This is a genomic window from Candidatus Methylomirabilota bacterium, from assembly GCA_035936835.1.
Classification (GTDB): domain Bacteria; phylum Methylomirabilota; class Methylomirabilia; order Rokubacteriales; family CSP1-6; genus AR37.
In genome coordinates this window covers 1-12,256 of the sequence record DASYVT010000005.1, presented here as the reverse complement: position 1 = coordinate 12,256, position 12,256 = coordinate 1, and the positions used below count along the sequence as shown (strand labels likewise).

10 protein-coding genes are annotated in these 12,256 nt (G+C 68.3%); 3 read left to right on the top strand and 7 right to left on the bottom strand.

Annotation, left to right across the window (positions count from 1 at the left end; genetic code table 11):
• Together VGV06_00245 and VGV06_00240 are read right to left on the bottom strand one after the other, a co-directional pair.
• On the bottom strand, positions 1-812 hold an 812-nt coding region (locus VGV06_00245), incomplete at its 3' end, for an ABC transporter permease (GenBank protein HEV2053581.1).
• 63 nt (positions 813-875) lie between these two features.
• Positions 876-2,420 (bottom strand): ABC transporter substrate-binding protein, encoded by a 1,545-nt coding sequence (locus VGV06_00240; GenBank protein ID HEV2053580.1) that lies wholly within the window; start codon positions 2,418-2,420, stop codon positions 876-878.
• A 119-nt stretch (positions 2,421-2,539) separates the two neighbouring features.
• On the opposite strand from VGV06_00240, the gene VGV06_00235 reads away from it, so the two are divergent.
• A complete protein-coding gene (locus VGV06_00235) occupies positions 2,540-3,742 on the top strand; it encodes an FAD-binding oxidoreductase (GenBank protein ID HEV2053579.1) in 1,203 nt (400 codons plus the stop codon).
• Here the strand turns inward: VGV06_00235 and VGV06_00230 are convergent.
• From VGV06_00230 to VGV06_00220, 3 genes are all read right to left on the bottom strand, one after another.
• Positions 3,739-4,377, bottom strand: coding sequence for a DNA-3-methyladenine glycosylase 2 family protein (locus tag VGV06_00230; protein ID HEV2053578.1), 639 nt, complete (start codon positions 4,375-4,377; stop codon positions 3,739-3,741). The two genes, VGV06_00235 and VGV06_00230, sit on opposite strands and share 4 nt — an antisense overlap.
• Complete coding sequence (locus VGV06_00225) at positions 4,374-4,523, bottom strand: hypothetical protein (GenBank protein ID HEV2053577.1); 150 nt, start codon at positions 4,521-4,523, stop codon at positions 4,374-4,376. The genes VGV06_00230 and VGV06_00225 overlap by 4 nt, the downstream gene beginning before the upstream one ends.
• Before the next feature lie 374 nt (positions 4,524-4,897).
• Entirely contained in the window at positions 4,898-5,263 is a 366-nt protein-coding gene (locus tag VGV06_00220) for a hypothetical protein (GenBank protein HEV2053576.1), read from the bottom strand.
• On the opposite strand from VGV06_00220, the gene VGV06_00215 reads away from it, so the two are divergent.
• Complete coding sequence (locus VGV06_00215; GenBank protein HEV2053575.1) at positions 5,235-6,020, top strand: VacJ family lipoprotein; 786 nt, start codon at positions 5,235-5,237, stop codon at positions 6,018-6,020. The genes VGV06_00220 and VGV06_00215 overlap by 29 nt on opposite strands.
• Before the next feature lie 3 nt (positions 6,021-6,023).
• On the opposite strand, the gene VGV06_00210 is transcribed toward VGV06_00215, so the two are convergent.
• Together VGV06_00210 and VGV06_00205 are read right to left on the bottom strand one after the other, a co-directional pair.
• The gene (locus VGV06_00210; GenBank protein ID HEV2053574.1) at positions 6,024-6,890 is read right to left on the bottom strand and encodes an NAD(P)-dependent oxidoreductase; all 867 of its coding nucleotides are present in this window, start codon (positions 6,888-6,890) and stop codon (positions 6,024-6,026) included.
• A complete protein-coding gene (locus VGV06_00205; GenBank protein ID HEV2053573.1) occupies positions 6,830-7,444 on the bottom strand; it encodes an NYN domain-containing protein in 615 nt (204 codons plus the stop codon). Before VGV06_00205 ends, VGV06_00210 begins: the two co-directional genes overlap by 61 nt.
• Before the next feature lie 265 nt (positions 7,445-7,709).
• Here VGV06_00205 and VGV06_00200 point away from each other — a divergent pair.
• Positions 7,710-12,256 (top strand): LAGLIDADG family homing endonuclease (locus VGV06_00200; protein ID HEV2053572.1); only part of this gene is annotated, 4,547 nt, incomplete at its 3' end.

Sequence of the window (12,256 nt, the reverse complement as noted above, 5' to 3'; positions counted from 1 at the left end):
CGGTTGTAGATGGACTGGACGGCCAGCCTGCCGATGCCGGGCCAGGCGAAGACCGTCTCGGTCACCACGGCGCCGCCCAGGAGCGTGCCGAACTGAAGCGCCGTGATCGTCAGAATCGGGATGGCGGCGTTGCGCAGCGTGTGCTTGGCGACGACGACCACCTCGCCGAGCCCCTTGGCGCGCGCCGTCCGGATGTAGTCGGCGCGTAGCACCTCGAGCACAGCCGAGCGCGTGAGCCGCGCGATGGAGGCCATGGTGAAGGCGCCAAGCGTGAGCGCGGGCAGGACCAGGTGCAGCCAGCCACCGCGCCCGGAGGTCGGGAAGAGGTCGGCCTTGAGAGCCAACAGCAAGATGAAGAGGATGCCGAGGAAGAAGGTCGGCGCCGACTGGCCGATGAGCGCCAAGCCCATGGCCGCATTGTCCAGGACCGAGTTGCGCTTCATGGCCGAGAGAAGCCCGATCGGCACGGCGAAGACCGCCGCCAGCACAAAAGCCGTGAGACCAAGCTCCAGCGTCGCCAGGATGTAGCCGCGCACGACGGTGAAGGCCGGCTCGCGGAAGTGCAGCGATCGGCCGAAGTCGAGCCTGAGCGTGTTGCCGAGGAAGACCGCGTACTGGACGGGCAGCGGCCGGTCGAGGCCCAGCTCGCGGCGCACCCGCTCCATCTCGCTGATGGGCGCGTCGGGAGGCAGGAGGAGCGGCACGGGGTCGCCCGAGAGGCGCATGACGACGAAGACAACCGTGGAGACGAGCCAGAGGGCGATCAGCGCGCGGAAGAGCCGTTGGGCGAGAAACGGGAGGAGTCCGCGCACGGGGCAAGCCCCCTCACCCCTTCCCTCTCCCCCAACGGGAGAGAGGGAGGGAGAGGGACGAGTCTACGCGCGGCGGAACTTGAAGTTGAAGCGCCGGAGCTCGAACTGCTGGTTCGGGTTCGGGGTCCACTCGACGTACTTCTGGAGGCCGTAGTCCTCGTACGGCTGGATCACGGGCAGCCACGGGAAGTTCTCCAGGAAGACCTTTGTCATCTCGCGGTAAGCGTCTGCGCGGAACTTCTCGTCCACTGAGAAGCGCGCGGCGTTGCCGAGCTCGTCGAACTTGGCATCGCGCCAGTAGTCGTAGATGCCGCCCGGACCCAGCAGGCGCCACATCATCCCGTCGGGGTCGCCGAGCGTGGACGTCGGGTCACCCCACCACACACCCTTGAAGGCCTTCTCCCGGCTCTTCTGGGCGCGCACCGAGAACTCGACCACCTCGACCTTGACGTTGACGCCGACGTCCTTCCACATCGCCGCGATGGCCTCGGACATGGGCTTGTCCTGGGCGACGTAGGCAACCGTGGTCTCGAGGAAGATCTCCTCGCCCTTGTAGCCGGCCTTCTTCAGCCGTTCGCGGGCTTCCTTGGGGTTGTAGGCGAGCGGCGGCAGCTTCGGATCAAAGTGGTTGTCGCCCTTGGCGATGGGCTGGCTCGGAACGATGCCCCGCCCCTTCCAGAGCTCCTTGACGATCAGATCCCTGTCGATGGCCAGCGACAGCGCCTGCTTGACGAGCGGGTTGTCGAGCGGGGGCCGCTTGCTGTTCACCCCCAAGCAGTACAGACCCGCGTAGAGCGCGCCCTCCACCCGCGTGGCGGCATTGGCCTTGACGCGGTCCTCTTGATCCGGCGGCAGCTGGGTGATGATGTCCACCTCGCCCTTGAGGAGCGCCGCGATGCGCGGCGACGTCTCGGGGATGGCGCGCATGATCCAGCGGTCGACGTCGATCTTCCCTCCCCAGTAGCCCGCGTAGGCGTCGAAGACTGCCTTGTCGTCCTTGACCCACGAGCTGAAGCTGATGGGTCCCGTGCCGACCGGTTTGGCGTTGAAGGTGTCGTTGCCGACGGACTCGACGTATTTCTTCGGCACGATCTGGCCGCCGTAGAAGGCCAGGCGCGCGGGCAGCAACGGGTCGGGCTTCTTGGTGTGGATGACGAGCGTGTAGGGGTCGGGAGCCTCGATCCGGTCGATCGTCGTGAACACTGTCGCGACCATCGTCTTGACGCTCGGATCGTACGTGCGATCGAGGCTGAACTTGGCGTCCGCCGAGGTGAAGGGGTCGCCGTTGTGGAACTTGACGCCCTGGCGGAGCTTGAACCTCCAGGTCGTCTGGCCGTCGAGCTTCCACTCCGTCGCGAGCCCCGGGTGGAGCTTGCCGTCGGGGTGCCGGCTCGTCAGGTTGTCGAAGAGGTTGAACGAGACGCGGATGTCGTTGGACGAGGTGCTGTAGTGCGGGTCGAACTTGGAGATATCGCCGGCCTGGGCGGTGACGAGCTCCTTCTTCTGGGTGGTCTGGGCCTGCGCCGCGCCCGGGAACGCCTGGGGCAGCGCCCCGGCGACTCCGAGGGCTGCCGCGCCCTTGAGCAACTCGCGTCGAGTGACCGGCATGGGGTGCACCTCCGTTAGGTTTGGCTCGGGTACAGCCTGATCCTGCTACAGCGGTGTGTGGCGACGTTTATAGGACCTTCCCGGGGGCCTGTCAAGCGTGTCACAATCGCGGCGAACCCATGGCGAGTGCGGACGTAGTCATCATCGGCGGAGGCGTCAACGGCGCCAGTGCGGCCTTCAGTCTGGCGAGTCTCGGCGTCAGGCGCGTCACGGTCGTCGAGCGGCGGCACCTGGCCGCCGGCGCCACCGGGAAGTCGGGCTCGCTCGTCCGGATGCACTACACCAACGAGGCCGAGTCCCGCCTCGCCTGGGAGAGCCTCAAGGTCTTCCGCGATTTCGCCAACGTCGTGGGCGGCGACTGCGGCTTCGACGCCACGGGCTTCGTCCAGATCGTCGGCCCCGCCCACGCGGACGCCCTGGCTGCCAACGTCGCAATGCAGCAGCGGATCGGCATCGACACGCGCCTCGTCTCCAAGGACGAGCTGTGCGCGATCTCTCCCGACCTCCGCGTGGACGACATCGGCGCCGCCGCCTACGAGCCCGGCTCGGGCTTCGCCGATCCCAACGCCACCACGTTTGCTTTCGCCGAGGCCGCGCGGCGCCTCGGCGCCACCATCGAGACGGGCTCTGAGGCGCTCCGCATCATTATCGAAAGCGGCCGCGGCGCCACCGAAGGCGGCCGCGTCGCCGGCGTGGAGACCAGCCGGGGCAGGATCGCCGCGCCTGTCGTCGTCGCGGTGCCGGGGGCCTGGGCCGGGCGCCTCCTCGAGCCTCTCGGGCTCGACTTCGGCCTCACGCCCTACCGCATCCAGGTCTCGATCTTCCGCTGGCCCGACGGCTTCACGCGCCGCCACCCGGTGGTGATCGACGCCATGCACAGGGCCTGGATGCGACCCGAGGGACGCGGGTGCACGCTCATCGGGGTCGAGCTGGGCTCGGGGCACGCGGACCCGGAGAAGTACGACGAGGGCGTGGACGAGAGCTACGTGGCGCTCTGCCGCGAGCGGCTCGCCGGGCGCTTCCCGGCCTTCGAGCGCTCGACCATGCGCGGCGGCTGGGCGGGCATGATCATGATGAGCCCCGACGGCCGCCCGATCATCGACCAGATCCCCTCGGTGCCGGGCCTGTGGGTCATGCTCGGCGACTCCGGCACCTCCTTTAAGACGGCGCCGGCCATCGGCCGCTGTCTCGCCGAGTGGATCGTCAAGGGCAAGCCCGAGACCGCGGACCTCTCACGCTTCCGCTCCACGCGCTTCGCCGAGGGAGCCCCCTGGGTCGACCCGACCGGCTACGGCATCGAGCGGCTGACCATCTCGCGCTAGCGCTTGGGCAAGGCCGGGCGCCTGGCGCGATCGGCGGCGCGCCAGAGATACCAGGCCGCGGTCGTCCGGTGCGGCCGCCAGCGCTCGCCGAAGGCCAGGAGCGCCTTGGGCTTGGGCTGCTTCCGCAGGCCGTAGGCGACGCGATAGCCTTCGCGCACGCCGAAGTCGTCGACCGGCAGGACGTCCTCCCGGCCCAGCGTGAAGATCAGGAACATCTCCACGGTCCAGCGTCCCACTCCGCGGGCCGCCGTGAGCCGCTCGACGAGCTCGTCGTCGCTCAAGCGCGCGGCGGCGCGCCGAGTCGGCACCACACCCGCTGCCGCCTGCCTCGCGATGTCCTTGATGGCGCGGACCTTCGCGCGCGAGAGCCCGACGCGCCGCATCCGCCGGGGATCGACCGCGAGAACGGCCCCCGGGCTCGGGAAGCCGCGGCTGTCGAAGAGGGCGATGAATCGGTCAAGGATCGCCTTGGCCGCGCGGCCGTGGAGCTGCTGGTAGACGACGGCACGAACGAGCGCCTGAAAGGGCGTCCAGCGGAGGCGATGCGGTTCGAGCGTGCACGGCCCGATCGCGCGGATGATCCGGCGCATGACCGGATCGGTTCGCGAGAGATGCCGGAGGGCGCTGGGCGTCACCCGGCGGCCTCCGGACGGAGGCGGTAGAGGCGGACGGGACGCTCGCCCCCCTTGAGCTCGCGCGCCACGAGGGCGCCCAGCAGGAGCAGCAGCGTCGCCCCCGTGAGGGCGACCAGGCTCCACGCGCGCGGATGCCGGCTGACCATGATCTCTTCAGATGATACGCGCGAGCCGAGACATGCGGGGGCGATGCGGTGGCGCCGGCGGCCCGACTCCGGTCCCGACTCTTGCCGGGACGCGCAACGGGCGTTGCGCACACGCATTGGGGGGCTCGGGCGGGAGCCCACTCCCGCCCACTCCCGTCGTGCTCGGTCGCTCCCGGCCAGACCTCCGCGTTTAGGAACTTCGCCCGCCCTAGCTGACAAATTGCGATGTCGCCGGGGCTCGTATTGGGGCAGGTTCGAGCCTATGGTCTATCGAAATAGCTTATTGGACAGTAGGATAGGATAGCGGCCGAAGCCTCAGGAACCATGGCACCCGGCCTGCTTGACCCTGGTACGATGCTAAAAAGTCGGACGAGTCAGACGGAGAACAGCTTGGCCTCAACGTGGGTCGTCGAGGGCGGGCTGCCCGGCAGTCTCGGATGCGCAATAAAAAGGGCTGGCATAACGTCCGTTTTCAGGCTAATCTTTCGCCGTTGTGCAAAGAGGTTCAAGGTGGCGGGTTCGAACGCGGTAATGACGTTCAGAACAAGAGGAGGCACGGTGCGCTCGAGCTCGCGGGTCTGGCCGGTCCTGATCGTCCTCGCAATCCTCGGCTTCGCGTTCGGAGGTTGCAGTACGCTGTCGTCGACCTTGGCCAGCGAGAGCTCCGTGCTCGCTTCCCGCGCACCGGTCGCGGCGCCGGCTGAGCCTGCGATGCCCGAATCCGACGTCTCCGCGAACACGGACGAGTCCGCCGCCGCTCCCGTCGTCATCACCTACGAATCGATCACCCGTCAGAACGCTCCCGCCTGGGTCGTCGCGCTCTCCGGACCCGTTGACCCCTCGCTGCGCGGCACTCCGGACACCGTGCCGCCGGACCCGGACGTGGAAGAATACGACCCGTGGGAGAAGTTCAACGAGAAGATGTTCAGCTTCAACTACAACCTGGACAAGTACGTGCTGAAGCCGGCGGCGAAGGGCTACAACTACGTCGTGCCCGACATGTTCCAGACCATGATTGACAACGCATTCACCAACCTGCGCATGCCGTCCCGGTTCGTGAACAAGGTGCTGCAGTGGAAGCTCCTCGACGCCACCAAGGAGATGGGCCGCTTCCTCATCAACTCCACGCTCGGGGTCGGCGGGCTCTTCGACGTCGCGCGCCAGGAGATGGGGCTCGAGCGGCAGAAGGCCGACCTCGGCCAGACGTTCGGCATCTGGGGCTTCGGACCCGGGCCGTATCTCGTGCTGCCCCTGCTGCCGCCGCTCACCGTCCGCGATGGCATCGGCTTCGCCGGCGATGGAGCGATGAACCCGCTCTACTACTACATCCCGTTCTGGCCCGACACCTTGGCGATGAAGGGCGAGGACACGATTAACGACCGTTCGCTCAACCTCGACCTCTTCCAGGGCATCGAGGAGTCGACGGTCGATCTGTACAGCTCCGTCCGCAACGGCTATCTCCAGCGCCGCAACCGGCTGATCAAAGAAGGCAAGTAGCTCTCAGGGCTTGGGCTCCAGGAGCCCAAGGAGCCCCGAGGTGTCGAGCTTGCCCAGACCCGCCTCGCGGGCCTGCCCGTAGAGCTTCCAGGCCTCCCGCCCCAGGGCGGTCTTTGCTCCCGTAGCGTCAGCCAGCTCGAGTCCCAACCCGAGGTCCTTCCACCCGAGATCCACGAAGAAGCCCGCCTTGTAGTCGTGCTCGACCATCGCCCCGAGCTTGCGCTCGAGGATGAAGGAAGCGCCGGAGCTCTTGCCCAGGACCTCGCCCAAGGTCTGCCGCGGGATGCCGAGCCGGTCGGCCAGCGCCATGGCCTCGCAGAGCGCTGCCTGGTTGGACAGCGCGTCGTAATTGTTGAGGAGCTTGAGGATGTTTCCCCGTCCGACTTCGCCAAGGCGGAAGAGGCTGGTGCCGATAGCGCCCAGGACCGTCTCGTACGGCGCCACGGTCGCGGCATCCGCCCCGATCATCACGGCGAGCGTTCCGGCCTCGGCGCCGCTCACGCTGCCCGAGACGGGCGCGTCGATCAGCCGCACGCCCCGCTCGGCCATGCGCGCGTGCTGCGCCCGGGTGCTCTCGGGCCCGACCGTGGACAGATCGAACACCACGTCGCCGGACCGGGCGCCCTCCATGAGCCCCACCGGACCCCACAGCGCGGCCTCCACCGCCCGCGCGTCGGGCAGGCTCATGAGGGTGACGCGGACCTCTCGCGCGAGAGACGGCAGGTTTGCCGCCCGGCGCGCACCGAGCGCCTCGAGCGGAACCGTCGCCTCGGGCCGGAGATCGAAGACGGTCATCTGATGCCCGGCCTTCAAAATGTTCTTGGCCATGGGACGGCCCATGTTCCCGGTGCCGACGAAGCCGACGTGCATGGACTCTCCTTTATTGGGCATGGGGGGGGGCGGCCGGGGCCCAGGTGGTCGAGAGCTCGTTGGGTAGCCCGGGCTTTCTTGCTGAGCCGCCGCGGGTTGCCCTTGCGCGGTCCGCGCGGGCTCTCGTCCTCCTCGCCCTCCTTCAGGTCCACCGGCAGGTCCGCTGGGGCTTCGGGCGGGAGCCGGCGAGCCTGGTCGAGGCGCGCCAGGAACTGGTCGGTGGTGACGACAGTGGCGCCGGCGCGCTCGGCTGCTCGGCGCACTTCCCGGTCGTTTGAAACGACGGCGCCCCCTTCGCGCGCCATGCGCGCCAGCACACTGTCGGCGGACTCGCGGGCGCTCGAGAAGATCACGCTGACGCCGGAGCCGCCGCCCGTGCGGCCGCCCGCCTGCGCGCCATCGAAGACAACGGTGAAGCTGTCCCCTGACACGCGTGCGACCTCGACCAGCAGCGCGCAGAGCGCCTGGCGGCCCGCTTCGAGGCTCTCCTGCTCCCGCGATTTGAGCTCCGGCGCGCGCCTGATCACGTTGTAGCCGTCCACGAGCCAGCGCATAGCGGCCTCATTCTAATGCTCTGGTGCGTCAACGCACCGCGCTAAACCCGGAAAAGAGGAAACCACCAAATAAAGGTTGACTTAGTCTGGCCGGGCACAATATGTTGTGCCTCACGCGCAGTTCATCTTTCACAGTTCCCCAGGCGGCGGCGCGCAATCGGAGGCGAGTTCTCGTGGCGTTAGCCTCCGCGGGCGCGGTCCTCGGCAGGGCGGGCGGCGGCCAGTTAGAAACCGCAGCAGACGGCGTCCAGAAGAGGGGGGATGTATGAGAATCACCCGGCGATTCACCGCGGAAGACCGAAGCCCCTATACCGGCATCGAGTTTGCCCAGAAGAACTCGCAGATCCGGAACCCCGATGGGACCTCGGTCTTCCGTCAGGATGGCATCGCCGTACCGGCCGAGTGGTCGTCGGTGGCTGTGGATATCCTGGCCCAGAAGTACTTCCGCAAGTCGGGGGTGCCCCAGGTCGACCCCGACGGCAAGTTCCTCCTCGACAAGGAAGGGCAGCCCGTCCTCGGGGGCGAGGGGGACGCCCGGCAGGTCTTCCACCGCCTGGCAGGGTGCTGGACCCACTGGGGCGAGCGCTACGGCTACTTCGACTCCCCGGCGGACGGGGGCGCCTTCTACGACGAGCTCTGCCACATGCTGGCGGCGCAGATCGCGGCGCCCAACTCGCCACAGTGGTTTAACACGGGGCTGCATTACGCCTACGGCCTCTCGGGGCCGGCCCAGGGCCACTACTACGTAGACCCCGGCTCGGGAGCCCTGACCCGCGCCACCAGCGCCTACGAGCGCCCGCAGCCCTCCGCGTGCTTCATCCAGTCCGTCAACGACGATCTGGTCAACGACGGCGGCATCATGGACCTCTGGACCCGGGAAGCGCGCATCTTCAAGTATGGCTCGGGCACAGGGTCCAACTTCTCGGCCCTCCGGGGCGAGAACGAGCCCCTCTCGGGCGGCGGCAAGTCCTCGGGGCTCATGTCCTTCCTCAAGATCGGCGACCGGGCGGCCGGGGCGATCAAGTCGGGCGGGACCACGCGGCGCGCGGCCAAGATGGTCTGTCTCGACCTCGACCACCCGGACGTGATGCAGTTCATCCGGTGGAAGGTGGTCGAGGAGCAGAAAGTGGCCGCGCTCGTGGCTGGCTCGCGGCTGGGCAAGCGGCGGCTCCAGGCGGTGCTCCAGGCGGCGCGGATCGGCGACCGCATCGAGGCCGACCCCAAGCAGAACGCGGGGCTGCGCGCGGCCGTGCGCGAGGCACGCGCAGCCTTCGTGCCCGAGGCCTACATCCAGAAGACGCTCCACCTGGCCGCCGAGGGCGTGACCGAGATCGTCTTCCCGGAGTACGACACCGACTGGGACAGCGAGGCCTATCTGACCGTCTCCGGCCAGAACTCCAACAACTCGGTCCGCGTGCCCAACGGCTTCTTCGAGGTGCTGGACAAGGGCGGCGACTGGGAGCTCAGGCGCCGGACCGACGGCAAGGTCGCGAAGAAGGTCCCGGCCGCGGAGATGTGGAACGAGATCGCCTACGCGGCCTGGGCCTGCGCCGACCCCGGCGTGCAATACGACACGACCATCAACGAGTGGCACACCTGCCCCGAGGACGGGCGCATCAACGCCTCGAACCCGTGCGTGACGGGCGACACCCTCGTCGCGACAGCCGACGGCTGGCAGCGGATCGACAGCCTCGTAGGCAAGTCCGCCCTGATCATCGGCGCCGACGGCCAGCCCCATCTGGTCACCCGCATTTTCCCGACCGGCCACAAGCCCGTATTCCGGCTGACGACCCGCGCCGGTTACCGAGTACAGATCACCGGTGACCATCGCGTGCTGACCGTGGAGCGAGGTGATGTCGCGGTCAAGGATCTTCGGCCCGGTGAGAGGCTGATGCTCCAAGGCCCCGGCTTCGGCAGACGCACGCTCCCGACCGACCTCGCGCTGGGGATCGGGGTGGCCATCGGTGACGGCTGCCTCACTCGTTCGGTCATCCACGGCCGAGAGCAAAGGGTTGTCATCCTCACCATGCACGCCCAGGAGGCGGGCGTGCTGGCCTCGGTCGCGGAGGCCGTCAATGCGTCGAAGGCCGCGCTGAAGGTGGTTGGCTCTGTCGGCCGCAACGACGGTGTGCACGTGACGCGGAGTGCCACCGGGACCCGGCTTGCCTTCGGCTCCGGCCCCGTGGTGGAGCTGTTCCGTCAGTTCGCGGTGCTCGACGAAGGCTCCGAGGCCAAGCGCTTCACGCCGGCCGTGTTCGAGCTGGACCGGCCCGCCCTGGCCGCGGTCCTGCGGGGCCTCTTCACCGCCGACGGCACCGTCGCCAACTACGGGGACAAGTCCCAGTACGTGGGCCTTGATTCCACGTCGGAGGAGCTCCTCAGCCAGGTCCAGCTGCTGCTGCTGTCCTTCGGAATCAAGTCCAAGCTGTACGCAAACCGGCGCGGCGAGACGACGGTCTCGCTCCTTCCTGACGGCCGCGGCGGCCTGCGGCAGTATCCCGTCCAGCCGATGTTCTCGCTCCGGATCAGCCGGTCCTCGCGCGTCCTCTTCGAGCGCGAGATCGGCTTCCATCCCGAGAGTCCGAAGGCCGCGGCGCTGGCAAGGCTGAATGCGGAGGTGGCCACCTACCGGGACGATCTCACCGACGAGGTCGCTTCCATCGAGCCTGCCGGTGATGCGGACGTGTTCGACCTGACCGAGGAGGCTACGCATCACTTCGTGGCCGGAGGCGTCGTCGTCCACAACTGCTCGGAGTATATGTTCCTCGACGACACGGCGTGCAACCTGGCGTCCATCAACCTGGTCAAGTTCCTGCGGCCCGACGGCAGCTTTGACGTCGAGGGCTTCCGCCACGCCTGCAGGCTGTGGACGATGGTGCTCGAGATCAGCGTGCTCATGGGCGCCTACCCGAGCCCAATCATCGCGCAGAAGAGCTGGGACTTCCGGACGCTGGGGCTGGGCTACGCCAACATGGGCACCGTGCTGATGCGCAGCGGCATCCCGTACGACTCCGCCGAGGCTGCGGCCATCTGCGGCTCGATCACGGCCATCATGCACGGCGAGGCCTACGCGACCTCCGCCGAGATCGCCAAGGACCTGGGCCCCTTCCCCGGCTACGCCAAGAACCGGGCGCACATGCTGCGCGTCATCCGCAACCACCGGCGGGCCGCCTACAATAGCCCCGCCGGCGATTACGAGGGGCTGACCATCACGCCGATGGGCATCGACCCCGAGCGCTGCCCACAGCGGCTCCTGCAGGCCGCGCGCGAGACCTGGGACCGAGCGCTGGACCTCGGCCAGGCGCACGGCTTCCGCAACGCCCAGGTGACGGTCCTGGCGCCGACGGGCACCATCGGCCTCGTCATGGACTGCGACACCACGGGGATCGAGCCCGACTTCGCCTTGGTCAAGTTCAAGAAGCTGGCGGGCGGCGGCTACTTCAAGATCATCAACCAGAGCCTGCCCGTGGCGCTCCAGGCGCTCGGCTACCCGCCGAACCAGATCGAGGAGATCGTGGACTACTGCGTGGGGCGGAAGACGCTCGAGGGCGCGCCCTTCATCAACCACGACACGCTCCGGGCCAAGGGTTTCGACGACGAGGGGCTGGCCAAGATCGAGGCCGCGATCGAGGGCGCCTTCGAGATCCAGTTCGTCCTCAACTCCTGGACGCTCGGCGACGGCTATGTCGCCGAGAAGCTCGGGATCAACGACGCGCAGCTGGCCGAGTGGAACGGCAACCTGCTCCGCGCGCTCGGCTTCACGCCGGCCGAGATCGAGGCCGCCAACGACTTCTGCTGCGGCGCCATGACGGTCGAGGGCGCGCCCTTCCTCAAGCCCGAGCACCTGCCGGTCTTCGACTGCGCCAACCGCTGCGGCCGCAAGGGCCAGCGCTTCATCGCGGTCGCGGCCCACATCCGCATGATGGCCGCCGCCCAGCCCTTCCTGTCGGGGGCGATCAGCAAGACGATCAACATGCCGCAGGACGCCACGGTTGAGGAGGTCAAGGACGCCTACCGCGCCTCGTGGCAGTCCATGCTCAAGGCCGTCGCCCTCTACCGCGACGGCTCCAAGCTCTCCCAGCCGCTGAACACCGTCAGCGACGACGAGGAGGACGCCGCGGCGGCGGACGTGGAGAAGGTGGCCGAGCGCATGACCGAGCGGGTGGTGACCAAGTACCTGCGCGAGCGGCACCGGCTGCCGGACCGCCGCGCCGGCTACACCCAGAAGGCCGTCGTCGGCGGCCACAAGATCTACCTCCGCACGGGCGAGTACGAGGACGGGTCGCTGGGCGAGGTCTTCCTCGACATGCACAAGGAAGGCGCGGCATTCCGCTCCCTCATGAACTGCTTCGCCATCGCCATCTCGCTGGGTCTCCAGCACGGCGTGCCGCTCGAGGAGTTCGTGGACGCCTTCGTCTTCACCCGCTTCGAACCCAACGGCATGGTCAAGGGCAACGACCGCATCAAGATGTCTACCTCGGTCATCGACTACGTCTTCCGGGAGCTGGCCATTACGTACCTCGGCCGCACCGATCTCTCCCATGTCGCCGAGGAGGACCTCCGCGGCGACACGCTCGGCGCCAAGATCCTCCAGGGCACGGCCGGCCCGCGCGTCGAGCCGCCCGCGGCCCCGCCCGTCACCGCGCGCGCCGCGACGCCGGTCAGCGGCGGCAGCGGCGCGCTGGCGAAGGCCAAGGCGCTCTCGGCCTCCGAGATGGCGCGCCTCAAGGGCTACGAGGGCGATCCCTGCGGCGACTGCGGCCAGTTCACCATGGTGCGCAACGGCACGTGTCTCAAGTGCATCACCTGCGG